This is a genomic window from Brevundimonas sp. GW822-FHT03E11 (genome assembly GCF_058801445.1).
On the sequence record NZ_JBXANG010000004.1, the window covers coordinates 341,554 to 365,786 of the forward strand.

Below are 24,233 nucleotides of genomic sequence, written 5' to 3' on the forward strand. Positions count from 1 at the left end.
CGGGCCAATGACGATCCGAAAATGATTTGTGCTGGCGTGAACCTTTTCGTCAGGTCGGCGTTTATGCCCGGTTCGACTGGGGCGTGGCTTGACTGAACTTCTGACACAGGGCGCGTCGATCGCCGATTTGGCGACCGCGTTTGCGGCTTCGCCCAATCCCTATCTGTTGCTCACCCCGGATTTGCGGATCTTCGACGTCAATCAGGCCTATTTGGACGTCACCCGTTCGAATCGGCCCGATCTCCTGGGTCGACCGCTGTTTCAGGCCTTCGATTCCGGGCCGGGGCAGGAGGCGCCCGAAAACGTCCGGCAGGTCAGGGCCTCACTTGAAAAGGCGCGCGACACCCGACAGCGCGACCATCTGGCCCTCGTCCGCTATTCGCTCCCACGACGCCTGGATGATCGCCGGGAGGTGTTCGAGGAGCGGATCTGGAGCGCCACCCATACGCCGCTGCTCAACGCCGAGGGCGAGGTCGTCCTTCTGCTTCAGCACACGATGGATATCACGGACCTGTTCCCGGCCGCCCCGCGCGACGAACCGACCACGGCCCTCGATGCCATCGTCGGCGGTTCCGTTCTGCGGCGCGCTCAGTCGGTGCAGGAGGACAACCGTCGCCTGGAGAAGGAACGCAACCGCCTGGTCGAGATGTTCATGCAGGCGCCGGGCTTCGTCGCCATTCTGTCGGGCCCGGACCACTGTTTTCAGATGTACAACGCCGCCTATGGGCAGTTGATCGGCCACCGCGACATCGCCGGCAAGCCGATCCGAGAGGCGCTGCCTGAGCTGGCCGGCCAAGGCTATTACGAGTTTCTCGATTCCGTCTTCGCTACAGGCGAAGCCTATGAGGGGCGCGAAAGCCTGGCGCAACTTCAGCGGCGGCCGGGAGCGCCGCTGGAAAACCACTATCTCGACTTCATCTATCAGCCCATTCGCGACGAGGCCGGCCAGGTGGTCGGCATCTTCGTACAGGGTCACGACGTGACCGAGAACGTCCTGGCCGCCCGCCGTCAGAAGTCGATGATCGACGAACTGAACCACAGGGTGAAGAACACCCTGGCGACGGTCCAGTCCATCGCGATCCAGACGGCGCGGTCCCACCGCGACCCCTCCACCTTCGCCCAGGCCTTCCAGGCGCGAATCCTGGCACTCTCCCACACCCATGATCTTCTGACGCGGACCCATTGGGAGGGCGCCGATCTGCGCGCCATTCTGGAACACGAGACCGAAGCGTTCGGTCCGACGCGCTTCCACCTGAACGGTCCCGCCGTCGCCCTGGCGCCGGCTACAGCCCTGTCTCTGGGCATGATCTTCCATGAGCTGGCGACGAACGCCGGCAAATACGGCGCCCTGTCCACGCCCGACGGACGGGTTCTGGTCGATTGGGGCTTGGCGGATCATACCGCGCCGAAACTAAAGCTGACCTGGCGAGAGTTGGACGGGCCAAAAGTTGCGCCACCGGACACAAGGGGCTTTGGTAGCCGATTGATTGAACGAAACATTCGCCACGATCTGGCGGGTGAGATCGATCTGGTTTACGGCAAAGACGGATTGATTGCGGAACTCATGGTTCCCCTCGACAGGACACCCCTATGAACCAGCCGCTGAGTGGACGCCGTGTCTTGGTTGTGGAGGACGAGTCCCTCGTCGCCATGTTGCTCGAGACCATTCTGGAGGACATGGAGTGCGTGCCCATCGGTCCCGCGTCCAATATCGACGAGGGCGAGACCCTGGCCCGCGACACGGTCGAGCTGGACGCAGCCCTGTTGGACGTCAATGTCGCCGGCCGGCAGGTCTTTCCCGTAGCGGAGGCCCTGAAAGCCCGCGGCGTGCCCTTCGTCTTCTCGACCGGCTATGGCGAAGGCGGTCTGCCGGACGAATGGCGCGGGTCGCCGACCATCCAGAAGCCCTTCACAGAGGCGGCGGTGCGCGACGCCTTGCTGAAGGCTATGGGCGTGGCCGAGGTCTGATTCGGGTTTCAAGCTCGATGGGGGGCGAACCAGCCTGTCTCCGAATGTTGAACCGCCCCTGAAACGGCCAAGACCGCCAGCGTATGTTCGATCGTGCGGGTCTTACGCCGTCCGCCGCCTTCAAACGCCGCCGCCAGATGCTCAGGCTGCATGGGGACGCCGGCGCGTCTCAGACGGAACAGCAGGGCTGAGGCCAAGGGGCCCGGCTCCTCCGGAAGCTGCGGCCGGCTGGGCGGCGATACCAGGACCGCCTCGGTCTGGACGGGCTGGGGCGCGATGATCCGTACCTTGCCGCTCTGATAGGCGGGACGGACGAAGCGCACCCTTCCCTGGGTCTCCTCCTCCGCCCTCCTTGGATTCAGCTGCGTCAGTCCCGAGACGATCGTCGCCTCATCCGCCTCGGCCGGCCAGCCGTAGGCCTTGGTCACCCGCTCATCCAGCCGGCGATGAAGATGATCGAGGATGCCGATGCGGCCGCGGTCATGTCTGTCCCGTTCGGACGTCTCGAGGGGACGGGCCTCGGCCGCGCGGGCCATCGCGTTATAAAGCGCCGTCATGGTCAGGTCGGGATTCTCAGCCAGGACGCGCGCCCGCGTCTGGTCCAACTCCTCCCCCAGGGCCGCCAGTTCAGCCGCCTGGGCCGGGTCCAGTTCGGGAAAGGGAAAGCGGTCGAAACAGACGCCTTTCACATAGACGGCCTCGCGCTGATACTCGCCGATCCTTCCACCGTTCGCGGCGAACCAGGCCCGATGGACGCGGGACGACAGCACCGCCAGCACGGCCGGATCGTCACTGGCGATGACGACGAGCTTGTTGTCGGGCAGGACGTCCTTGTCCAGAAAGCGGAACCAGCGGTGTTTGGCGGTTTCGACCGTAACTATATAGCGATCAAGACCCGTCAGGGCCGCGCGAAGCTCGCGGCGCGGCTCGCCGAAGAGCCACCAACTGTCCCTGTAGGCGGCGCGGTTGTTGCGCTCCCGTTCGGGCTTCACCGTCTCAAGCAGATGCTGATAAATCAGAGGATGGCGCCGCCGCACGTCGGCCTCGTCCCACCCGAACAGGTCGATCACCTCAAGATTTCGGCTGCGATCAGCCAGATCACGACCATTCCGATAGGCGCGGATCGGCGACGGCGCTCCGACCTCTGAACCGCCCAGCAGGGCGCGCCCCTGCTCCGGCGTCACCAGGAATCCGGCGCCCATCAGCTGGACGCCGCGATAGGCCAGGTGCGCATTGGCCCTTAGATCGACCGCCCGGCCCAGACCCTCGTCGATCATGAGGTCTGCGCCGATGACCCCTCGCCTTTCCTGAAAGGTCAGACGGAGAAGATCGGTGTCGAGGTCGGCCTCGTCGGTCACGCCCAGCCACCGGCCCTGGCCGTCCGCCTCCCCCCTTTCCGCCACCGACATGGCGATGCGGACGTCGGCGCGGCCGACGCCGACGACCCACGGATGGTCGGGGATGGCGAATACCAATCGAACCGCCGGGCGGCGGTTGAGATGATGCGCGATGACACGGCGCGAAAAGGTCTGGGTGACGGAATTGGTGGTGATGAAGCCGAAGCGGCGCAGGATCGAGCCCGGCCGGGTCAGAATCTCGGCCGCACGATCCCACCAGACGGTCACCAGATCGGCGGAGCGAAACCGACCGCCGCGCACCTGGTCCAGGGCGGCCACATAGCCGTCGCCGAAGGCCGCACGCAGATCCTTGCCGCCCATGAACGGCGGATTGCCGATGATGAAATGCGCCTCCGGCCAGGGCGTCGGCCGTGGATCGACATAGTGTTCGACCGCACGATCCCCGCCCGTTTCGCCCAGCCGCCCAGCGATCCGCGAACAACTGACCAGGGCGTCGGCATGCACGACCCGGCGAAAGTCCTTCAAAATCGGTTCAGAGGGGGCGGCGTCGCCGAACAGGCGAAAATGCCATTGCAGATGGCCGATCCACATCACCATCTCGGCGATCCAGGCGGCATAGGCGTTCTTCTCCAACCCATGGAATTGTTCGGGACTGACGACATGGCCGTCCAGACCCAGGCGGCCCTGCTCCTCCCCCATTTCCGCCAGAACGCCCAGAACCTCTCCCTCAAGCGCCTTCATCATATGCATGGCGACATAGAGGAAGTTCCCCGTCCCACAGGCCGGATCCAGCACCCGCACCCGGCAAAGCTGGTCGTGAAAGGTGCGGATCATCCGCCTTGCGCCCTGGACGTCGCCTTCGAGATAGAGCCCCAGGGCCTGGGCCTCGACCGCCTCCCAGTCCGCTCTCAGGGGCTCCATGATGGTCGGCTCGATCAGGCGTTCGACATAGGCCCTGGGGGTGTAGTGCGCCCCCAGTTCCGCGCGCTCTTGCGGGTCCAGGGCCTGTTCCAAAAGAGCGCCGAATATGGCCGGCTCGACCAGGGCCCAGTCGCACCGCGCCGCCGCGATCAGGGCCTCAAGCTCCTCTTCCGTGATCGGCAAGGGGACGGCGGATCGGAACAGGCCGCCGTTGAAGCGGCGAAGACGCTGCTGAATCGCCAGACAATGCCCCCCCTGATCCATAAGGCCGAAGAAGACCCGCGCCCCTTCGTGGAACCGATCCGCCTTGCCCCGATAGGCTTCGAGAAACCGCAGAAATCCCCGCTCCTCGATCAGGCCGACGCTGTCGGCGAACATGGCGAAGATGCACTGCATCACGAAGAGCGCGGTCTGGTTGGCGCGGGCCGCCCGCTGAACCCGGTCCTCGCCCGCCGTCGATCGCCTCTGGCCGATCGAGCGCACCAGCCAGGCCAGACGTCGGGCGATGTCCGTCGTCGCCTCTGCGACCGCAGCGGCGGGATCCAAGGACAGGGGGTCGAGCCAGATCCGGCGCAGCCTGTCGCGGACCTCGGGCGCGCGAAGATGCTCCAGCTCGATGCGGTAGGTGGCGCGATCCGGGTAAGGGATATAGGCCTTCCCCTGACGATCGAAATCCGACCAGACCTCGATGCACCGGCCCACGTCGACGATGATCAGGAAGGGCGGCCATTCATCCAGCGCCTTGGCGTAGTTCTCAGCCTGGCGCTTCGCCGCGCGCATCAGGCGATCCACCGCCTCAGGCGAAGGCGCGCGGGGTCTGGCGCTGTGTTTGAGGAAAAGCGACAGTTGGACCGCCGGATCAAGGGGGCCGCCGTCGCGCCGCTTCGACGACTGTTTGGCCTCCAGCACGAAACAGCCGCGCTTGGCGCAGTCGATCCAGCCCTGGGTCGCGCGGCCGTCGTCATGCCGGAAGCGGACCGGCCGCTCGAAACAATAGTCCAGGTCGCCGGTTCGCTCGTCGTCGGGCGCCGGGACCCCGATCAGACGGCACAGCTGAATGATGAAGGTCTGATAATGCGACCGTTCCCCGATCGGGGCATGGGCCCAATGCGCGATAAAGGCGTCGACATCCACAGATTGCTCCCCGGCTACGGAAGCAACCTATAGTTAAATTTCGCGCTCCTGCAACCTAAGAGCGCACGCCGTCCAGCCAGCGGGCGTGCAGCACAGGCTTGCCTAGCCAATAGGCCAGTTCTGCGGGATTTTGGATGTCCCAGGCAGCCAGATCGGCCCTGAGACCGACCTCCAACCGCCCCAGGTCGGCGCCGAGACCCAGGGCGTGGGCCGCCTCTCGCGTCGCCGCAGCCAAAGATTCCTGGGGAGTCAGTCGAAACTGAACGCAGGCCAGATTCATCGCCGCCGTCATGGAGGCGAGCGGAGAGGTTCCCGGATTGCAATCTGTAGCCACCGCCATTCGCACGCCGTGCCGCCGCAAGGCGTCGATCGGCGGAATCCGGGTCTCGCGCAGCATCAGAAAGGCGCCCGGCAGCAGCACCGCGACGACCCCCGCCTGGGCCATGGCCGCCACCCCGGCCTGGGTCGCATATTCGATATGATCGGCGGACAGGGCGCCGTAACGCGCCGCCAAGGCCGCCCCGCCGCTGTCGGACAACTGGTCCGCATGCAGTTTGACCGGCAGACCCAGCCCTCTCGCCTTGTCGAACAGGCGCGACACCTGATCGGGGGAAAAGGCGATCGGCTCGCAATAGGCGTCCACCGCATCGACCAGTCCCTCGGCGCAGGCGGCGGGAAGTATGTTTTCGACGGCCTCATCGACATAGGCTTCGGGGTTCGCGCGATGCTCCGGCGGCGTGGCGTGCAGACCCAGATGGGTGGTGCGAACCCGCACCCCGCCCTCTCGACCGATGCGGCGGGCGACGCGCAGCATCTTCAACTCGCTGTCTCGGTCCAGACCATAGCCGGACTTGATCTCGACGGTGGTGACCCCCGTCGCCTTCAGCCCCTCCAGCCGTTCCATGGCCGAGGCGAACAGTTCGGCTTCCGACGCCGCGCGGGTGGCCCGGACCGAAGACAGAATCCCTCCGCCGGCCCGTGCGATCGCCTCATAGGTCGCGCCGCCCAGCCTCTGTTCGAACTCGGCCGCTCGATCGCCGCCGAAGATCAGATGGGTATGGCAGTCGATCAGGCCGGGCGTGATCCAGCGCCCGTCGAGCCGCTCCGTCCTGCGGGCCGAGACAGTCGGCAGGTCCGCCCGAGGTCCGATCCAGACGATGCGTCCGTCCGCCGCCGCCACAGCGGCGTCCTCGATCACCCCATAGCCCCCCTCGCCTTCGGACAGGGTTGCGGCGTGGCAGTCGGTCAGAAGCAGGTCGATCTTCATCGTCTGGGCTCCCCGCCGCGGCCGCCGGAACGGGCGGAGGAAAAAAGCGCGACCAGATCATAGCGGTCGCCCGGAAAGATCTGGCGCACCTGGGTCACGCCCAAACCGTCGCGCCAGGTCCGTCGTTCCACGCAAAGGCAGGCGGCGCCCCTCTTGATCTGCAGGAGGCGCGCCGATTGGGCGTCCGCCCCCATCGCGCCGATGCGATTTTCAGCCTCGGTCCAGGGTTCTGATTCCAGGAGCCAGCTTCCGGGCGAAACCCGTTTAAAATCGACGGCGATCGCCTGGGGCGCAGCCTTCAGCCCGATCAGTCGCCGCTCGAGGGCCAGGGGAATTGAATCGGCGCTGTGAAGACAGGTCAGGTCCAAAAGGCGCGCGCCGGCTGCAAGTTCCGCTTCGGCGGCGTCCGTCGGCCCGCGCTCGATCTGCGTCAGAAGCCGATAGCCGTAGACCTGTCCCCGCTCCGTCACCTCGGCCCCGAGATCGGGGATGGCCAGGAAGGCGGCGTGGGCCTTGGGCTGGGCCACAAAGGTGCCGGCGCGGCGTCGGCGCACCACCAAGCCTCGGGCCGCCAGTTCCGACAGGGCTTTGGACACGGTCGCCCGCGAACAGCCGTAGTCCTGCATGAGCTCATGTTCGAACGGCAGCCGCCGCCCCGGCGCGAGGGCGCCCGAAAGGATGCGATCCTCAAGATCGGAATAGATGCGGCGATGCAGCGGCCCCGCGCTCACGCTAGCACCGCCTTCAAGGCCTGGCGATAGCGCGCCTCAATGGCGTCGCGCGCGACATGGCGCCCCTGCCGGACCACCAGCCGTCCCGCGCGCCAGACCGAGGCGACGCCCCCTCTGGGCGCCCCGAAAATCCAGCTGTCCAGCACCGCGTCTCCGAACCGGCCCTCGAAACTGATATGGCCGCCGTCTAGGGCGACGATGTCCGCCGCAGCGCCCACGCTCAAACCGCAGGACACGCCGGTCGCCTGAGCGCCCCCGGCCAGGGCCTGATCAAAGAGGAGCCGTCCGGTCGAACGACCCGGGTCAGCCATGACGGCCCGGCCTCTGAGGGCCAGCCGCTGGCTGTATTCCAGCATCCGCAATTCGTCGGCCAGGCCGATCTGTACATTGGAATCCGTGCCTACGCCGATGCGGCCGTCGGCGTGATGATAGGCTGCCGCCGGGAAGATTCCGTCGCCCAGATTGGCCTCTGTGATCGGACACAGGCCAACCACGCTCCCGCGCGCGGCGACTCCCCGCCATTCGGTCTCCGCCACATGGGTGGCGTGGATCAGGCACCAGCGTGGATCGACCGGAGCGTTGGCCAACAGCCATTCCACGGGGCGCGCCCCGGACCAGGCCAGACAGTCCTCAACCTCCTTGGTCTGTTCCGCCACATGTATATGGATCGGCCCCTGTCCGGCCATGGCAAGCAGCGCCTGCAACTGTTCCGGCGTGACGGCGCGCAGGCTGTGAGGCGCCACCCCCACCCTGGCGTCCGCCAGTCCGGCGGTCAGGGCGCGGCAATCGGCGACAAGGGCCGCATAGCCGTCGAGGTCGGTGATGAACCGTCTCTGACCTTCGGTCGGCGCCAGGCCGCCGAAGCCGGAATGGGCGTAAAAGACCGGCAGCAGGGTCAGGCCGATGCCCGTCGCCTCGGCCGCCGCCGCGATCCGGGTCGCAATCTCCGCCCGGTCGGCGTAAGGCGCGCCGGTCGGGTCGTTGTGGAGGTAGTGGAACTCCGCCACCCGGGTGAAGCCGCCCTCCAGCATTTCGGCGAAGGCCAGGGCCGTGATGGCCTCGATCTCGTCAGGGCCGCCCCGATCCAGAAACCGGTACATCAGACGCCGCCACGTCCAGAAGTCGTCATCGGTCGGCCCCCGCGCCTCGGTCAAACCGGCCATGGCGCGCTGAAAGGCGTGGCTGTGCAGATTGGCGACGCCCGGCAGGGCCACGCCGCCGCCCTGGTCTTGCGGCGACCGTAAGACCTCCGTCTCCAGACGGGATATGCGGCCTTCGCGGACCCGGACCCTGACCCCGCGCGCCCAGCCTTGCGGCAGCAGGGCCGCTTCGAACCAGAGCGACAGATCGACGGGCGTGGGCTCAGGCGTCACTGGACAGGTCCATCGGGTTGCGATCAATATGTCTAGACATACCACGACGATCCGATTTGGCGAGGGAGGCCGAGATGACGTCCGACTGGCTGACCGTGCACGAGGGCGCCGCCCCCCTGATCATCGGCCTGCCCCACACGGGAACGACCATTCCTGCAGCGATCGAGGCGCGAATGACCTCGCCCTGGCTGGCGCGCAAGGACGCCGACTGGTGGGTGGATCGGCTTTACGACTTCGCCCGGGACATGGGCGCCACCACGGTTCGCACCGCCCTGTCGCGCAGTGTGATCGACGTGAACCGCGACCCGTCCGGCGCATCCCTCTATCCCGGCCAAATCACGACCGGCCTCTGTCCGCTCGAAACCTTCGACGGCGAGCCTCTTTACCGGCCCGGCCAGGCGCCCGACGCTGCCGAGATCGAGGAAAGGCGGGCGGCCTGGTTCGATCCCTATCATGCGGCGCTTCAGGCCCAGATCGACCGGTTGCAGGCGAAGGGCCCCCTGGTCGTCTATGACGCCCACTCGATCCGATCGGTGGCGCCCCGGCTGTTCGCCGGCGAACTGCCCCAGTTCAACATCGGCGACAATGACGGCGCCACCTGTGCGCCGCAGCTGACCCAGGCGGTCGAGGCCGCCTGCGCCGTCAGCGGCGACGGTCTGGTCGTCAATGGGCGGTTCAAGGGCGGTTGGACCACGCGCCGCTACGGCCGTCCCCAAGTCGGCGTGCACGCCATCCAGATGGAGTTGGCGGACCGAGGCTATATGCGCGAACCGGCCGAGGGTCTGACGCCCGAAAACTGGCCCAGCCCCTATGAGCCGGACCGGGCCGAGACGATGCGTCGTCATCTGCGCCGCATCCTGAACGCCTGCATCACCTTCGCCGAGAGCCGGACATGAAGACCAATATGCGCGAGATCCGCAGCCCGCGCGGTCCTGAAAGGACCGCCAAGACCTGGGCCGCCGAGGCCGCAATCCGGATGTTGATGAACAATCTCGACCCGGAAGTCGCTGAACGACCGCAGGATTTGGTGGTTTATGGCGGGATCGGCAAGGCGGCGCGGGATTGGCCGGCCTTCGACCGGATCGTCCAAACCCTGACCGATCTGGCCCCCGATGAGACGCTTCTGGTCCAGTCAGGCAAGCCGGTGGGCGTGTTTCGCACCCATGCGGATGCGCCACGCGTGCTGATCGCCAACTCCAACCTCGTGCCGAAGTGGGCGACCTGGGATCATTTCTCAGAACTCGACCGTAAAGGGCTTATGATGTATGGACAAATGACCGCCGGGTCATGGATCTACATCGGCACCCAGGGCATTGTTCAGGGCACCTATGAGACCTTCATGGAAGCCGGTCGTCAGCATTACGGCGGCGACTGGTCCGGGCGATGGATCCTGACGGCGGGCCTGGGCGGGATGGGCGGGGCCCAGCCGCTGGCGGCCACCATGGCAGGGGCCTCCTGTCTGGCCGTCGAATGCCAGCGCAGCCGTATCGAGATGCGGCTGAAGACCCGCTATCTCGACGTCATGTCGGAAAGCCTGGACGAGGCTCTCGACCTGATCGAGCAGGCCAAGATCGGTAAAAAACCTATCTCGGTCGGCCTGTTGGGCAATGCAGCCGAACTTCTGCCTGAACTTGTCAAGCGTGGGGTGAAGCCGGATTTGGTGACGGACCAGACCAGCGCCCACGATCTGGTGAACGGCTATCTGCCTTCCGGCTGGTCTGTGGCGGAATGGGAGGACCGTCGCCAGTCCGATCCCGGCGCCGTCTCTGCCGCCGCCGCCGCCTCCATCGCCCGCCATGTCCAGGCCATGCTTGATTTCCAGGCGTCCGGCGCGCCCGTGGTCGATTACGGCAACAACATCCGCCAGGTCGCCCTGGATCAGGGTGTGGCGCGCGCGTTCGACTTCCCCGGCTTTGTGCCCGCCTATATCCGCCCCCTGTTCTGTCGGGGGGTGGGGCCGTTCCGCTGGGCGGCCCTGACTGGAGATCCAGAGGACATCCGCAAGACCGATGCGGCCATGAAACGGCTGTTTCCTGACAATGCGGGCTTGCACCGCTGGCTGGACATGGCGCAGGAAAGAATCGCTTTTCAGGGACTTCCGGCCCGAATCTGCTGGATCGGACTAGGCGACCGTCATCGCGCGGGGCTGATGTTCAACGACATGGTCGCCTCGGGCGAGTTGTCGGGGCCGATCGTGATTGGGCGGGATCATCTGGATTCCGGCTCCGTCGCCAGTCCCAACCGCGAGACTGAGGCCATGGCGGACGGGTCCGACGCCGTATCGGACTGGCCCCTGCTGAACGCCCTTCTGAACACGGCCTCCGGCGCCAGCTGGGTGTCGCTGCATCACGGCGGCGGGGTCGGCATGGGCTATTCGCAGCATTCCGGCGTGGTCATCGTCGCCGACGGCACGCCGGAGGCGGCCCGTCGGCTTGAGCGGGTCCTGTGGAACGACCCCGCGACAGGCGTCATGCGCCATGCGGACGCCGGTTACGAGATCGCCCGTGCGGCGGCGCGGGCCCACGGTCTGAATCTTCCCAGCCTTGAGGCTTGATCATGACAGAACTGATCATCGGCGCTGCGCGCCTGACCTTGCCCCAGTTGCGCGCCGTCCTGGAGGGGCCGGTGACGGTAGCCCTGACGCCCCAGGCTTGGTCCGACGTCGAGCGCGGCGCCGAGACGGTGGCCGCCATCGTCGCTGAAGGGCGAACGGTCTATGGGATCAACACCGGCTTCGGTCTCCTGGCCAACACCTCCATCGCGCCTCAAGATCTTGAGACCCTGCAACGCAATCTGGTGCTGAGCCATGCCTGCGGCGTCGGCCCTCTCCTGCCCGACCCAGTGACGCGGCTGATGATGGTGCTGAAGATCGCCAGCCTGGCCCGCGGCGCCTCGGGCGTTCGCCGTCAGACGCTGGAGGCCCTTATCGCCCTGGTCGAGGCCGACATCCTGCCCTGTATCCCATCCAAGGGATCGGTGGGCGCCTCGGGCGACCTTGCGCCCCTCGCCCATATGAGCAGCGCACTGATCGGCGTCGGCGAGGCTCGTCAGGGCGGCGCGGTTCTGGACGCCCAGGCGGCCCTGGCCAAGATCGGGTTGGAGCCGCTGGTTCTGGGGCCGAAGGAAGGCCTGGCGCTTCTGAACGGCACTCAATGCTCGACCGCCCTGGCCTTGGCGGGTTTGTTCGCCGCAGAGGCGGTGTTCGCCGCAGGGATCGCGGCCGGCGCCCTGTCCGTGGACGCCCTGAAAGGGTCGGACGCCCCGTTCGATCCGCGCATCCACGCCCTGCGCGGCCAGCCCGGCCAGATCGCCGTCGCGGGCCGGCTGAGAGCGCTGATGCAGGGCTCGGCCATACGCGACAGCCATAGAGACGACTGCGCCAAGGTTCAGGATCCCTACTCCCTGCGTTGCCAGCCCCAGGTCATGGGCGCCGTGCTTGACGTCCTGACCACGGCGGCCGACGCCCTCGAACGCGAGGCCAATGCAGTGACTGACAACCCCCTGGTCTTCATTGACGACGGGGATGTGATTTCAGGCGGCAACTTCCACGCTGAACCCGTTGCTTTTGCAGCGGACCAGATCGCAATGGCCCTGTGCGAAATCGGCAATGTCTCCGAGCGGCGAACGGCCATTCTGGTCGATCCGAAGATGAGCGAACTGCCGGCCTTCCTGGTTCGTGAAAGCGGGCTGAACTCCGGCTTCATGATCGCCCAGGTGACGGCTGCGGCCCTTGTGGCCGAGAACCGGATGATGGCCCACCCGTGCAGCATCGACACCGTGCCGACCAGCGCCAACCAGGAAGACCACGTCAGCATGGCGACCCATGGCGCGCGACGCCTGCTGGACATGGCGGAGAACGCCGCCACTGTGGTCGCAATCGAACTGCTGGCGGCGGCCCAGGGGGTGGAGTTCCACCGTCCTCTGACGAGTTCCCAGGACTTGGAACGGGTCTACGCCCTCGTCCGCGAAGCCGCCGCCCCCTACGCCAGCGACCACTATTTCGCGCCCGACATCGCCCGCGCGACCGACGGGGTGCGGGCGGGGCGGTACCGCCCCTTCGCCCTCGACCTGCTGCCCTCCGCCTGAGACGGAGCCAGCCCCTGATCAGGGCTGGCGCTCCACCGCCAGCGCATAGGCGCCGGTCTCATTGGGGGCCAGGGCCCGGGCGCGCACGACGTACCAGCCGTCTTCCGGCGCGGTCCATTCCAGCTTGGCGTGGGTGTCCGACAGCCCGTCATCGTCCGTCGCCAGACTGGTGAAGGCTTCGCCGCCTTCGCCCAGATCCAGGAAGGCGTCAAAGGCGTTCGAGACCAGGGTGATGCGCAGCTTCTCGTCCTTCTTGGCCTGGAAGCGATAGGCGTCGTAATAGGCGCCCTCTTCGGTCATGGCGTCGGTGGAACTCAGGGTTCCGCGCGCCGTGGCGCCGACCAGGATGCTGCCGGGTTCCGGCTCCGGGCCGCGCTCGGTCAGTTCGAGGGCGTAGAGCCCGTCCTCTTCCGTCGACAGGGGCATGACCCGGATGACGTAGTCGCCGGTCTCCGGCAGGGTGAAGTTCAGCCGCGAATCCGTGCCCTGGGCCAGGCCGTCGTCGTCGCTGGCCAAGGCGGTGAAATCGCCTTCGGCGGCGCCGACCTCCAGATAGGCGTCGAAGTCGCCGGATCGAAGGATCGCCTGGATACGCTGTCCCTCCGCGCCGGAGAAGGCGTAGGCGTGATAGTGTTTGCCCTCATCCGACTGGGGATCTTCGGTCTTGATCTCGCCTTCGACCGTTTCGCCGAACTGGATCGGCGTCGGCGGCGGCGGCGGCGCGACCTCGCTGACGGTCAGGGTGAATCGTCCCTCCCCGTCGCCGCTGAAGGCCCGCGCCTCGACCACATAGTCTCCCGACGTATCGAGGGTCGCCGTCAGGCGCGAATTCGTACCCACGCCTGCGCCGTCGTCGTCCTGGGCGATCACACTGCCATCAACACCGTTTCGCAGGACCAGATAGGTGTCGAAATCCTTTGACGACAGTTCAATGGCGACCCGCTGACCCGCCTCAGCGCTGAAGCGATACAGCTGGGCGCGTTGACCGTCGTCATTGGCCCCCGTGTCGGCATTCAGTTCGCCCTCGACCTTATCGCCGATCGCGAGGGGTTTCGCCGGCGGGGCGTCAGGGGCGGGCGCCAGTCCGATCGTATAGGCGCCGGTTCCGTCCTGCACGGCCGTGGCGCGGATCACATAGTCGCCCGCCGTCGGCGCCGTGAAGACGAGGCGGGAGTTCAGCCCCTGATCGGGGCCGTCGTCATTGTGAGCCAGTTCGACGAAGTCGCCGCCCGCCATTCGCCCGACCCGCACCAGAGGATCGAAGTCGTCGGAGTTCAGGGTGATGATGACTCTCTGGCCCTGTTCCGCCCGGAAGCTGTAGGCGTCATAGGAGCCGCCGTCCTCCTGTTGGGGGTCGCGATCGGTCAGTTCTCCGGCCTCCTCGGCGCCCAGTCGGATCCGCGCGGGCCGGGGCGCTCGGGCCGGGGCGGGCCGTTCGCGGAGCGACAGGCTGTAGCCCCCGCCGTCCGTTCCCGACAGGGTCCGCGCCCGCAGCACATAGGTTCCGTCCTCTTCGGGCGTAAAGCGCAGCCGCGCGTCCGTGCCCTCACCCAGACCGTCGTCGTCTTCCGCCAAGGACTCGTCCGATCCTTCGGCGTAAAGGGCCAAATAGGCGTCAAAGGAGTCGGATCTCAGCACCGCCTCCAGCCGCTGGCCCGCGCGCGCGGCGAATCGATAGTCGTCATAGACATAGTCGCCGTCGGTGTCCCGGGCGTCGCCGTCCCCCAGGGCGCCGTCAACGGTCGCGCCGATCCTCAGGCTGGCAGCCTCCTGCGCCAGGGCGGGCGAGACGCTCCAGATCAGGGCCAGGGCGCCGGCGGCGGCGAGAAGCGAGGGCTTCATGAAGAACACTCCAAGAGTTTGCGCCCGATCATAGACGCAGAACGGGGACGGCTGTAAATCGCGCCATCCCCTTTCCGTCCCTTCTCGCCCAGGAGCTCTCATGTCGCCCGAGCCCGCGCACGCCATACTGATCGACGGCAAGGCCTATGCGGCCGCCCTGGTGGACCGGGCCGCCGCCGCCGCCGCCCGCCTGGAGGCCAATGAGGGGGTGAAGCCGGGCCTGGCCGTCGTCATCGTCGGCGAAGATCCGGCCAGCCAGATCTACGTCCGCAACAAGGGCGAGACCACGCTGCGCGCCGGCATGCGGTCCGACACCCACCGCCTGCCCGACACGATCAGCCAGGAAGATCTGCTCGCCCTTATCGCGACCTTGAACGCCGATGCCGACATTCACGGCATTCTGGTGCAGTTGCCGCTGCCGAAACACATCGACTCCTCGGTCGTGCTGGACGCCATTGATCCCGACAAGGACGTCGACGGCTTTCATGTGGTCAATGCGGGACGGTTGGCGGTCGGACTGCCCGGCATGGTCCCCTGCACCCCCCTGGGCAGTCTGATGCTGTTGAAGGATCAGCTGGGCGACCTGACGGGTCTGAACGCCGTCATCGTGGGCCGGTCGAACATCGTGGGCAAGCCGATGGCGCAGCTGCTGCTGGCCGAAAACTGCACCGTCACCGTAGCCCATTCCAAGACCCGCGACCTGGCCGCCCTTTGCCGCACGGCCGATATACTGGTGGCCGCCGTCGGCCGGCCCGAGATGATCAAGGGCGACTGGATCAAGCCGGGCGCGACCGTGATCGACGTCGGCATCAATCGCGTGCCGTCCGCCGATCCGGTCAAGGCGGCCGAGGGCAAGACCCGCGTGGTCGGCGATGTCGCCTTCAAGGAAGCGGTGGAGATCGCGGGTCGCATCACCCCGGTTCCCGGCGGCGTCGGCCCCATGACCATCGCCTGTCTGCTGGCCAACACCTATTCGGCCGCCTGTCGCTCCATCGGCGTCGAACCGGAGCCATTGGACGCTTGAAGCGTTGCAGCCGTGGGGCGATAGTCGCCGCCACGGCGCTGATCGCCGAGAGGGGAGAAACCATGGCTCGTTCCAATGCTCGCGCTCTGGCCTTGGCCGCAACGCTCGTCGCCGTTCCGGCGGTGTCCGCCTGCGGCTACAATACGATCCCGACCAAACAGGAACGGGCTGAAGCCGCCTGGGCCGACGTCCAGGCCCAGTATCAGCGCCGGGCGGATCTGGTGCCCAATCTGGTCGCCACCGTTCAGGGCGCGGCGATCCAGGAACGCACCACCCTGACGGAGGTGATCAACGCCCGCGCTCGCGCGACATCGGTCAATGTCTCGGCCGCCGACCTCAGCAATCCCCAGGCCTTCCAGCAGTACCAGCAGGCCCAGGGGCAGCTTTCCGGCGCTCTGTCGCGCCTTCTGGTCTCTGTCGAAGCCTATCCCCAGCTCCAGGCCAATCAGAACTTCCTGACCCTGCAGTCTCAGCTGGAGGGGACGGAAAACCGGATCACCATCGCCCGCCGCGACTACAATGAGGCCGTGCGGGACTACAACACCACCCTGCGGACCTTCCCCAATGTGATCTGGGCCAAGACGGTCCATTCCGGCTCGCAGCCGATGCAGCTGTTCACCGCGACGGCCGAAGCCCAGTCGGCGCCCAAGGTGGAGTTCAACCTCGGAGCGCCGGCCGCTGCCCCGGGCGGCGGAGCGGCGCCGGTGACGCCGGGATCCGCCCCGCCCGCGCAGTGACGTCCTCGTGAGCGGTTTTCTCGCCCTGGTGAAACATCGCACGGTCGCGGCCGGTCTGGCGGGCCTTCTCACGACCTTGATCATCGCCCTGGCAGTTGCGTCGGCGGCCTTGGCGGAGCCGGCTTTTCCGCCCCTTTCCGGCCGTGTCGTCGATCAGGCGGATCTTCTGGACGCGGCGACGGAGCAGGCCCTTACGGAAAAGCTGGCGGCGCTGGAGGCTCAGTCCAGCGATCAGCTGGTCGTGGTTACGGTGCCGAGTCTGGATGGGCTGGAGATCGAGGACTACGGCTATCAACTGGGGCGCGCCTGGGGGATCGGGCAAAAGGATCAGGACAACGGCGCCCTGCTGATCGTGGCCCCAACGGAACGCAAGGTCCGGATCGAGGTCGGCTATGGGTTGGAGCCGATCTTGACCGACGCCTTCTCGTCCCAGCTCATTCGCAACCGAATCCTGCCGGCGTTCCGCGAGGGCGACTATTCGGGCGGGATCGTCAACGGCGTGGACGGCCTGATCGAACAGCTTCGGCTTGACCCGGCCGAGGCGGAGGCGCGGGCGGCGGCGGCCCAGACGGAAGAGGCCGAGGCTGGACCCGCCGTGCCCTTGATTGTCATCGCCCTGATCGGTTTCGGCCTCTTCATCGTCGGCGTCAGCCTGGCGAACGGCGGTCGTCGCCATCGACGCGACGGCGTGTCGCCCATTCTGATCTGGGCCGCGTCCGAGGCCTTGAAGAACGCCGGACGCGGCGGCGGGGGTTTTGGTGGAGGGGGCTTCGGCGGATTCAGGGGCGGCGGCGGCGGGTTCGGCGGCGGCGGCGCCTCGGGAGGGTGGTGATGCGACTGACCGAAGACGATCGGAACCGTATCGCCGATGCGGTGGCCAAGGCCGAACAAGCCACCTCAGGCGAGATCTTCTGCGTCCTGGCGGGGCGCGTTTCGTCCTATGTCGATGTCAGCCTGGTCTGGGCTGCATTGGCGGCTCTGGCGGTCCCGGCCCTGTTCATTCCCTTCGGCGTCGGTCTGAGTTGGCCCGAAGGTTGGCCGACGAGCGGCTGGCAGGCTGCGCATGCATCGACATCAGCGGTCGCGGGCCAGACCTTGGCCGTCTATGCCCTGATCCAGGTCCTTCTCTTCGCCCTCGTCTTCGTGCTGACGCGCATTCCGCCGGTGCTGCGTTGGGTCACGCCGCGCTCGATCCGGCGTACGCGGGTTCGGGCCGCCGCCTTGCAGCAGTTCCTCGCCCACGGCGTCCATGTCACGCGCGAACGGACCGGCGTTTTGATCTTCGCCGCCCTGGCCGAACATCAGGTCGAGCTGATCACGGACGAGCTGATCCTTCAGAAGGTGGATGCGGGCGTTTGGGCCGACGCCGTGGCCGCCCTGGTGCGGGGGCTAAAAGCCGGGTCGCCTGCGGCCGGTTTCGAGGCTGCAGTTCGACAGTGCGGCGATGTGCTGGCTGCGCATTTTCCACCCCGCCCAGACAACCCCAATGAGCTTTCTGACCGGCTGATCGTGCTGTGATCGTCGCACCGCGGTCGTAATCCGCGCCCAGAATGCCTAATCCTGCGTCCCTGCCCCGCTTACCGGGAAATCATGCCTCGCCTACTGACCTATAATGTTCACCGCTGTGTCGGCACGGACAAGCGACTGGACGTCGATCGCATCGTCGCCGTCATAGGCCAGCATGAGCCGGACGTCGTCTGCCTTCAGGAGCTGGACGTCGGCCGGCTGCGGACGGGCAAGGTGGATCAGGCCGAGGCGATCGCCGAGGGCCTGGCCATGACCTCGCGCTTTCACCCCGCCATGCGAGTGGAGGCCGAGCTTTACGGCGACGCCATCCTGACCCCCCACCCCGAGCGGTTGATCCGAGCCGACGCCCTGCCTACCGTCCGCGGCATTCCGGGATTGGAGCCGCGCGGCGCCCTCTGGTCCGAGATCATGATCGACGGCGCGGCCGTCAATGTTCTGAACACCCATCTGGGCCTGGTGCCTCGAGAGCAAAGACTGCAGGCCGCCGCCCTGGTGGGGTCAGGCTGGCTGGGCGGATGTCAGGGTCCGGCCCTGTTGGCCGGGGACTTCAACGCCACATCGATCACCCGCCCCTATCAGACCTTGGCGCGGCGTCTCGACGACTGTCAGCGTCGCCTCGATCTGAAGCCCTCGGTGAAAACCTTCCCGTCCAGCTTTCCGGCCATCCGAATCGACCATTGCTTCGTCAGCTCCGAGATCCGCGTCACGGGCGTAAGATCCGACTTTTCTCCCTTGGCGAGGGTGGCGTCGGATCACCTGCCTCTGATCATCGACTTCGACATCGTTCCGGACGCTGATCCGGCTTAGAGCCGGGGCCTTCCGGACGGAACCGCTGCGCGGAGCCTCAGCCCGGCGCCAGGCCGCCTTCGGAGGCGGGCCGCGTTCGATGGGATCGATTCAGCCGTTTCCACGGCCGCCAGGCGTCGCCCGTGGAGGTGGGGTCGCCCAACTGCCATTCGGCGATAAGGCGCTCGATAGGCGTCGGGGGTTCGGCGCCCAGGGGTCGCAGCCGCTCGCTTTCGAAGCTGCAGATGGCCGCCCCGGTGGACCCCATTAGCCCCTCCACGGCGGCGAACTCTTCGGCGGCGACGCCGATCCAGTGCGCGATCGTGCGATGGCGGTGGGCGCGAATTACTGCGCGCCCGGCGTCGTCCCGGGGTTCGGCGGCCACGTCGCATTCCGTGTCCAGCCCCATCGACCGATTGTTCAGATTGGTGGAGCCGATCCGCAGCAGCTGATCGTCAATGATGGACACCTTGGCGTGGACGATGATCCGGTCGCCTCTTCTGGTCAGGGGGGAAAAGGCGAAGAAGCGGTTGTAACGGTCCGCCTGCTCCAGCCGGTACAGGACCTCGGCGCGGGCGGTGTCCATGGTGATGCTGTCGAACCAGCTGGGGCTCTTGCCGGTGGACACCACCACCACTTCCGGCCCGTCCACCTCCGCCAGCCGTTCGGCCAAGGCGGCGGCGATCACGGGCGAGGTGAAATATTGGTTCTCCAAATAGATCAGCCGTTTGGCGCGTCGGATCGACTCCAGATGCAGGGTCTCGTTTTCCCGCACCTCGTGACGGCCTGACCATTTCGGCTCGGTCCGGGCGATGCCGATCGGGACATTGGTCATCTGAACCGGCACGCCGTCCGGCCAGGGGTCGTTGTCCACCTCGTCCGGCGCAGTCCTTTCCCAGGTCGCACGGAACCAGCGCTCGCGCGCCAGGTCGCCTAGGGCGCGCGCCGCTTCGCCGTCCATGACGCACATCACCTCGTGACGCGCCTTGCAGATGAGCCCGCTGGGCAGGGCTCGCCGCGGATCCCCGTCCAGATGCTCGTCTGAGTCCCAGCGGTCGGTCGAGATGTCGCCCCCGCCGCAGAAGGCGACCCGGTCATCGATCACGATCACCTTCTGATGATGGCAGGCGCCGATCGGGCCCGGCGCGTCCATGCGGAACTCGACCATACGTTTGCGGAACCAGCGCTGGGCCCGGTGCGGATAAAAGCCTTGGGATGCGGCGATCAGCAGCGGTGATTTCCAGATCAGAAGCCGAACGTCGAGTTCGGGCTTGCGCTTCACCAGCATCCGCAGCTGATGGCCGATCTCATGCTGTTTCTCACCGGGCCGGGTTTCGGGGTCCAGGTGGGTGCGGGGGTCGAACTGCCAACCCAGGATGACGATCGACCGCTCCGCCTTTTGCAGGGCGGACGAGAGGGCGTCGAAATAGGCCTCATTCTCCATCAGAATCGAGAAGCGGCCGGCGGGCGCGCTGCGCCACACCCCGGCGCCGGGGCCCAACAGACTTCCTTCATAGCCGTCAGCGACTTGGGTCATTCCGCCTGCCTGCCCGATTCGCGTGACACCGCGATGGGACCCTTGCCGTCTCCGTTCCATGGACCCTCGGCGCGGTCAATCTTTGGCGGCAGGATTGTGACGTTCGCCAAAAAGGCGCATAAGTGCGCAGCCGAGCGGGCGGGGAGGAGTTTTCAATGCAGGTGCTGGTCGAACTGATCGCCGGCCTTGTCGCCCTGCTGGCCGCCCTCGTCCTCTCGCAATTCGGGGTGGACATCCACGCCCCGGCGACTGGCAAGCGCGAAGTTCACCGCGTCCAGGACTGCCGCACGGACGACGCCGGCGCGCTCAAGACAGACGCCCGGCCGGACTGCTGATTTCGAACCGTCCACTCCTGTTGAACCGGTTCGACTTGGACCTTGGGTTTCAACTCGCTAGGGTCGAATCGGCGCGTGCTCGCGCGCCCGCGCATGAATCGAGCTCGACGCCTGATGAAATCCCGTAACCGGCCGCCGCTGACCCTGACGAACGAAGACGCCGTCCTGCCTGAGGAGACGCCGGACATCGCCCTGCCCGCCACCGAGCGATTTGACGGCGAGCCCGGCCACGTCGCGGACGAACCCCGCGGCGAAAGTCTGCCGCAGGCCGAGCTCGCGCCCCTTCCGCCGCCGCCGCCGGAACGTCCGATCTCTGAGCGTCGCCGCCGTCGACTGGCGGAAGAGGCGCGGCGCGCCCAAGAAGAGGCGGAGCGCCTGAACGCCGAAGCCCAGATCGCGGATCACGCGCCTGCCGAGCCTGAGCCGGAGCCCGCCCCCCAGCGTCGCCCCCCCTCCCGTTTCCGGATCAGAACGCCGGATCAAGACCAGCCGGTTTCGCAACAGGCGTCGGAGGCCGCGTCGGCTCCCATCGACGAACCGACGATCGCCGACGCCGCAGCGGCTCCGCTGGAAATGGCGGTCGCCCAGGGCCAGCCGCCGGCGCCCTTCGAACGCTCCCCGCCCGTCCCAGCCTCGCCCGGGAGCTCGACGCCGGCCCCAAGCGGCCGCAACGCCTATCTGTTCGCCGGCCTGGCCTCGGCCGTGTGGATCGGAGGGGTCGCCTCATGGGCGGCCTATGAGGTCGGCGCAGGCGGGACGGACCTGGATCCGCTCAGGATCGCCGTCTACGTCCTGCTCGCCCTGGCGCCCGCCAGCCTGACGCTGGTCCTGGCCAACGCCATTCTCCAGGGCGCCGGACTGGCGGCCGAGACGCGGCGCGCGCGCAGAATGGCTGAATCGCTGGTGGCTCCCACGGCTTTCGCCGCAGATCAGGCGGGGCAGGTCCTGACCTCGCTTCGGACCGACATCGACCACGCCGCCCTTGCGGCCGAGCGCGCCCGCAGCGACATGGCCCTGCTTCGGCAGGCCCTGGCCGAGGAGACCGAGCGTCTGAACGAGGCGGCGGAAGCCGCCGGCCGCACGGCCCGACGCCTGGTCGAGAACCTCGGGCGGGAGCGGGATCAGATGCAGGCCCTGGGCCTTCATCTGGACAGCCAGGCCGCAGGGGTCCTCGACGCGGTCGAGCGCCAGTCGCGCATGGTCGCCGACGCCTCCGACCTGGCTCAAGCCCAGCTTCGCGAGGCGGAAGCCGCCTTGGCCGCCCGAGCCGCCGACATGGCGGCGGCTGCGGGAGAGGCTCAGGACGCCGCTCGCGTCGCCGCCGATGATTTGGCGCGCCAGACGATCCGCCTGGAGAATGCGGGCTCGGGGGTCGCCGAACAGATTCAGTCGGTCGAGGAAGGGCTCAGCCAGCAGCGCGCAGCCCTGGTTACCGCCGCCTACGCCCTGCGCACCGATCAGGAGGACTTCTCCGCCCAGGTCGAGAGCCAACGGGCCCAGTTCGTCGAACATCTGTCGGCGACACGCGCCGCCCATAACGAAATGGGACAGACCTCCGAGGCCTCGATCCAGGCCTTGCGGGAAATTCTGGAAGCCGCCGGCGATCAGTTCCGCGCTCTCATCGACATGTCTCAGCGCGAGGCGGACGGCTTCGACGCCGCCACAAAGGTCTCGCTCGATCGGTTCGAAGCCTTGGCCGCCGATGCGCGCGACACCCTGATGGAGGAGACCCGCCGCGCCCTGGAGCAGATGCGCGCCACGGCCGAGGATTCCCGCGCCGCCGCCGCCGACGCCTCCGAACAGGCCCGGCTGCGCGCCGACCGCCTCGGCGAAGCCCTGTTCGAGGCCGCTCAGAAGGCCGACCAAGCCGCTGACGCCCGGATCGAAGACGCCCGACGCATCGTCGGTGAAACCTCCGGCCTGCTGGAACAGGCCGGCGAACGGATGGTCCAGCGGCTGGAAAGCCTGATCGATCGCCTCAACGCCGCCCTCTCCGAGATCGACACGGCCGTAGCGGATGTCGATGAAAGGGCCGCCCGCCTGCCCGAACAGGCGCGCGCGCGCGTCGACGCCGTTCGCGCCAGTGTGGAAGAAGGGCTGCACGCCCTGGCCGCCGCCTCACGCAAGGCGGCCGAGGACACCGAGGCGCTGGATGTCGGCTTCCAGGAAAGGGTTCGCCGAAACTACGACATGTTGACGGAGGCGGTGCGCCTGATGGGCGTGGTCTCAGGCGACGCCCCGACCGGCCGCCGCCGAGACCCTGATTTTGAGCCGGAGCCCCGGCCTTCGTCTCGCCTGCCCGCCTCGCCGCCGGAGCGCGAAGAGGACAAGGGCTTCGGCCTGCGGGGCCGCCTGCGTCTGGCGCCGACCGAGCCGGACAAGGCCAAGTCGCCCGGCGCCGGCCTGGGCTGGGCCGAACTGGTCGCGGGCGGCCCGGAAGCGCCGCCGCTGGACCTGGACACCCCGACCGCCGCCGCGCCGGACACGGCGGCCCTGTCGGACCGCGTCTCGGCCGCCATCCGCCGCATGGGTGTCGATCCCAACGCCCTGTTGCCGCGCTCGCGCGTGGAAGAGGCGGCGCGCCTGCTGGGCGAAGGCGACCCTGACGGCGCCCGTCACATCGTCCGGCGCGTCGCCCCGGCCGCCGTCCGCAGCGTGTCTCGGCGCGTGCTGAGCGACCCCGAACTCCGCGCAGACGCGGAACGCTATGTCCGGGTCTTCGCCCAGGAATTGGCGAGCGCGGCGCGCATGCGGGATCTTCAGGCCATCCAGACCCGCCTGGCGTCCGACGGCGGCCGCGCCTTTATGTTGTTGGACGCAGCGGTCGGCGATCTGGGATGAGGCTTGACGTCGGCCCCCTGTTTCCTTCACGTGTCTTCGTCACGGAAACTTCATGGAATTCGTGGGGATCGGGGCCGGCATGATCATTGAGACCGAAACGCCGGGGCGATCCGACCGTCGACCCGGCATCGCCATATGCGCCTATGAGGCGGACGCGCCCGGCTGGGATCTGGTCGAGGATCTTTCGGGCGAGGTCTGGAGCCCGGCCGGCGCCCGCACCCTGCGCATTCCGGCCGAGGACCCGGATCATCTGGCTCGGATGATCGGGGGCGTCCTGGACAGCGGCGACTGCCGCGCCGTTCTTCTTGTCGGACGTAATCCAAAGGGGAGCGGCTTCCGCATGCAGATGCGCGCCGAAAATCGGGCGCTCGATCGCAAATCCCGCCTCTCAGACACCGGCCCCGCCGTCGCCCGGACGACGGCTCCTGTGGCGGATATCGTCCGCGCCCTGAACGAAATCGGTTTGGCGGCCGATGCTTCATCGGACTCTGTCGATGATGTGGGCTCCTATCTCCTTTATCGGGTTTTGGCCGATCTGCCCGACGAAGCGCATACCCCGGCCGTGGGCCTGCTGCGCGCGCCGCCGGGCGCTGACGAGGCGGCGGTGAAGAAGGCGGTGAAGACCGCCGCCTCTGTAATGGCGGGGCAGATGGCGCTTCTGCCGCGCTTCTGACGTTTGCGCTCGGCGGATCAACCGGCAGAGCCGGATCGGCTGAAGAGGAATAACTCCCCGGTTCCGCCCGAAACGATCATGCCCTAGGGTCGA

At 67.3% G+C, this 24,233-nt stretch carries 19 protein-coding genes; 13 read left to right on the top strand and 6 right to left on the bottom strand.

Annotated features, from left to right (window positions below):
* The first annotated feature begins 88 nt into the window (after positions 1-88).
* Both AC1RKE_RS09330 and AC1RKE_RS09335 read left to right on the top strand, forming a co-directional pair.
* Positions 89-1,594, top strand: coding sequence for a sensor histidine kinase (locus AC1RKE_RS09330; protein WP_348682897.1), 1,506 nt, complete (start codon positions 89-91; stop codon positions 1,592-1,594).
* Positions 1,591-1,968, top strand: coding sequence for a response regulator (locus tag AC1RKE_RS09335; protein WP_182714444.1), 378 nt, complete (start codon positions 1,591-1,593; stop codon positions 1,966-1,968). Before AC1RKE_RS09330 ends, AC1RKE_RS09335 begins: the two co-directional genes overlap by 4 nt.
* A gap of 8 nt (positions 1,969-1,976) precedes the next feature.
* On the opposite strand, the gene AC1RKE_RS09340 is transcribed toward AC1RKE_RS09335, so the two are convergent.
* Genes AC1RKE_RS09340 through AC1RKE_RS09355 form a run of 4 tightly spaced genes read right to left on the bottom strand, consistent with a single transcriptional unit; the run spans position 1,977 to position 8,752 of the window.
* The gene (locus tag AC1RKE_RS09340; protein ID WP_492896895.1) at positions 1,977-5,381 is read right to left on the bottom strand and encodes a class I SAM-dependent DNA methyltransferase; all 3,405 of its coding nucleotides are present in this window, start codon (positions 5,379-5,381) and stop codon (positions 1,977-1,979) included.
* 55 nt (positions 5,382-5,436) lie between these two features.
* Positions 5,437-6,648: an imidazolonepropionase gene (gene hutI, locus AC1RKE_RS09345; RefSeq protein ID WP_348683674.1), complete on the bottom strand. Its 1,212-nt coding sequence runs from the start codon at positions 6,646-6,648 to the stop codon at positions 5,437-5,439.
* A complete protein-coding gene (gene hutC, locus AC1RKE_RS09350; RefSeq protein WP_348683673.1) occupies positions 6,645-7,379 on the bottom strand; it encodes a histidine utilization transcriptional repressor HutC in 735 nt (244 codons plus the stop codon). The genes hutI and hutC overlap by 4 nt, the downstream gene beginning before the upstream one ends.
* Positions 7,376-8,752, bottom strand: a complete 1,377-nt coding sequence (locus tag AC1RKE_RS09355; RefSeq protein ID WP_348683672.1) for a formimidoylglutamate deiminase — start codon at positions 8,750-8,752, stop codon at positions 7,376-7,378. Before AC1RKE_RS09355 ends, hutC begins: the two co-directional genes overlap by 4 nt.
* A 74-nt stretch (positions 8,753-8,826) precedes the next feature.
* On the opposite strand from AC1RKE_RS09355, the gene hutG reads away from it, so the two are divergent.
* From hutG to hutH, 3 genes are read left to right on the top strand one after another with little or no spacing between them, the layout of a single operon-like run.
* Positions 8,827-9,648 (top strand): N-formylglutamate deformylase, encoded by an 822-nt coding sequence (gene hutG / locus AC1RKE_RS09360; RefSeq protein ID WP_348683671.1) that lies wholly within the window; start codon positions 8,827-8,829, stop codon positions 9,646-9,648.
* The gene (gene hutU / locus AC1RKE_RS09365) at positions 9,645-11,306 is read left to right on the top strand and encodes a urocanate hydratase (protein WP_348683670.1); all 1,662 of its coding nucleotides are present in this window, start codon (positions 9,645-9,647) and stop codon (positions 11,304-11,306) included. Before hutG ends, hutU begins: the two co-directional genes overlap by 4 nt.
* 2 nt (positions 11,307-11,308) lie before the next feature.
* Positions 11,309-12,838: a histidine ammonia-lyase gene (hutH, locus tag AC1RKE_RS09370; RefSeq protein WP_348683669.1), complete on the top strand. Its 1,530-nt coding sequence runs from the start codon at positions 11,309-11,311 to the stop codon at positions 12,836-12,838.
* An 18-nt stretch (positions 12,839-12,856) separates the two neighbouring features.
* Here the strand turns inward: hutH and AC1RKE_RS09375 are convergent, their stop codons facing one another.
* Positions 12,857-14,680, bottom strand: a complete 1,824-nt coding sequence (locus AC1RKE_RS09375) for a PPC domain-containing protein (protein WP_348683668.1) — start codon at positions 14,678-14,680, stop codon at positions 12,857-12,859.
* A 100-nt stretch (positions 14,681-14,780) separates the two neighbouring features.
* Here AC1RKE_RS09375 and folD point away from each other — a divergent pair, with 100 nt between their 5' ends.
* From folD to AC1RKE_RS09400, 5 genes are all read left to right on the top strand, one after another.
* On the top strand, positions 14,781-15,704 hold the full coding sequence (folD, locus tag AC1RKE_RS09380; RefSeq protein ID WP_348683667.1) for a bifunctional methylenetetrahydrofolate dehydrogenase/methenyltetrahydrofolate cyclohydrolase FolD: 924 nt from the start codon (positions 14,781-14,783) through the stop codon (positions 15,702-15,704).
* A 62-nt stretch (positions 15,705-15,766) separates the two neighbouring features.
* Positions 15,767-16,441, top strand: coding sequence for a LemA family protein (locus tag AC1RKE_RS09385; protein ID WP_054765800.1), 675 nt, complete (start codon positions 15,767-15,769; stop codon positions 16,439-16,441).
* Between the two features lie 7 nt (positions 16,442-16,448).
* On the top strand, positions 16,449-17,273 hold the full coding sequence (locus AC1RKE_RS09390) for a TPM domain-containing protein (protein ID WP_082382696.1): 825 nt from the start codon (positions 16,449-16,451) through the stop codon (positions 17,271-17,273).
* Positions 17,273-17,959 carry a TPM domain-containing protein gene (locus AC1RKE_RS09395; protein ID WP_227975921.1) on the top strand — a complete coding sequence of 229 codons (687 nt, stop codon included), beginning with the start codon at positions 17,273-17,275 and terminating at the stop codon, positions 17,957-17,959. Before AC1RKE_RS09390 ends, AC1RKE_RS09395 begins: the two co-directional genes overlap by 1 nt.
* A 72-nt stretch (positions 17,960-18,031) precedes the next feature.
* Positions 18,032-18,775 carry an endonuclease/exonuclease/phosphatase family protein gene (locus AC1RKE_RS09400; RefSeq protein WP_054765802.1) on the top strand — a complete coding sequence of 248 codons (744 nt, stop codon included), beginning with the start codon at positions 18,032-18,034 and terminating at the stop codon, positions 18,773-18,775.
* 37 nt (positions 18,776-18,812) lie between these two features.
* Here the strand turns inward: AC1RKE_RS09400 and AC1RKE_RS09405 are convergent, their stop codons facing one another.
* Positions 18,813-20,291: a phospholipase D-like domain-containing protein gene (locus AC1RKE_RS09405; protein WP_054765803.1), complete on the bottom strand. Its 1,479-nt coding sequence runs from the start codon at positions 20,289-20,291 to the stop codon at positions 18,813-18,815.
* Positions 20,292-20,446: 155 nt separating this feature from the next.
* Here AC1RKE_RS09405 and AC1RKE_RS09410 point away from each other — a divergent pair, with 155 nt between their 5' ends.
* The 3 genes from AC1RKE_RS09410 to AC1RKE_RS09420 all read left to right on the top strand — a co-directional run bounded on the left by AC1RKE_RS09410 (position 20,447) and on the right by AC1RKE_RS09420 (position 24,140).
* Positions 20,447-20,626 (top strand): hypothetical protein, encoded by a 180-nt coding sequence (locus tag AC1RKE_RS09410; protein ID WP_054765804.1) that lies wholly within the window; start codon positions 20,447-20,449, stop codon positions 20,624-20,626.
* A gap of 114 nt (positions 20,627-20,740) precedes the next feature.
* Positions 20,741-23,467, top strand: coding sequence for a tipN (locus AC1RKE_RS09415; protein WP_348683781.1), 2,727 nt, complete (start codon positions 20,741-20,743; stop codon positions 23,465-23,467).
* Between the two features lie 52 nt (positions 23,468-23,519).
* Positions 23,520-24,140: a C15 family peptidase gene (locus AC1RKE_RS09420; protein WP_348683779.1), complete on the top strand. Its 621-nt coding sequence runs from the start codon at positions 23,520-23,522 to the stop codon at positions 24,138-24,140.
* Positions 24,141-24,233 lie beyond the last annotated feature (93 nt).

What these genes read in the sequence shown, in the direction of transcription:
- AC1RKE_RS09335 (WP_182714444.1), top strand. Translation starts at nt 1,591, where the DNA reads ATGAACCAGCCGCTGAGTGGACGCCGTGTCTTGGTTGTGGAGGACGAG.
- hutI (WP_348683674.1), bottom strand. Translation starts at nt 6,648, where the DNA reads ATGAAGATCGACCTGCTTCTGACCGACTGCCACGCCGCAACCCTGTCC.
- hutG (WP_348683671.1), top strand. Translation starts at nt 8,827, where the DNA reads ATGACGTCCGACTGGCTGACCGTGCACGAGGGCGCCGCCCCCCTGATC.
- hutU (WP_348683670.1), top strand. Translation starts at nt 9,645, where the DNA reads ATGAAGACCAATATGCGCGAGATCCGCAGCCCGCGCGGTCCTGAAAGG.
- hutH (WP_348683669.1), top strand. Translation starts at nt 11,309, where the DNA reads ATGACAGAACTGATCATCGGCGCTGCGCGCCTGACCTTGCCCCAGTTG.
- AC1RKE_RS09375 (WP_348683668.1), bottom strand. Translation starts at nt 14,680, where the DNA reads ATGAAGCCCTCGCTTCTCGCCGCCGCCGGCGCCCTGGCCCTGATCTGG.
- folD (WP_348683667.1), top strand. Translation starts at nt 14,781, where the DNA reads ATGTCGCCCGAGCCCGCGCACGCCATACTGATCGACGGCAAGGCCTAT.
- AC1RKE_RS09385 (WP_054765800.1), top strand. Translation starts at nt 15,767, where the DNA reads ATGGCTCGTTCCAATGCTCGCGCTCTGGCCTTGGCCGCAACGCTCGTC.
- AC1RKE_RS09395 (WP_227975921.1), top strand. Translation starts at nt 17,273, where the DNA reads ATGCGACTGACCGAAGACGATCGGAACCGTATCGCCGATGCGGTGGCC.
- AC1RKE_RS09400 (WP_054765802.1), top strand. Translation starts at nt 18,032, where the DNA reads ATGCCTCGCCTACTGACCTATAATGTTCACCGCTGTGTCGGCACGGAC.
- AC1RKE_RS09405 (WP_054765803.1), bottom strand. Translation starts at nt 20,291, where the DNA reads ATGACCCAAGTCGCTGACGGCTATGAAGGAAGTCTGTTGGGCCCCGGC.
- AC1RKE_RS09410 (WP_054765804.1), top strand. Translation starts at nt 20,447, where the DNA reads ATGCAGGTGCTGGTCGAACTGATCGCCGGCCTTGTCGCCCTGCTGGCC.
- AC1RKE_RS09415 (WP_348683781.1), top strand. Translation starts at nt 20,741, where the DNA reads ATGAAATCCCGTAACCGGCCGCCGCTGACCCTGACGAACGAAGACGCC.
- AC1RKE_RS09420 (WP_348683779.1), top strand. Translation starts at nt 23,520, where the DNA reads ATGGAATTCGTGGGGATCGGGGCCGGCATGATCATTGAGACCGAAACG.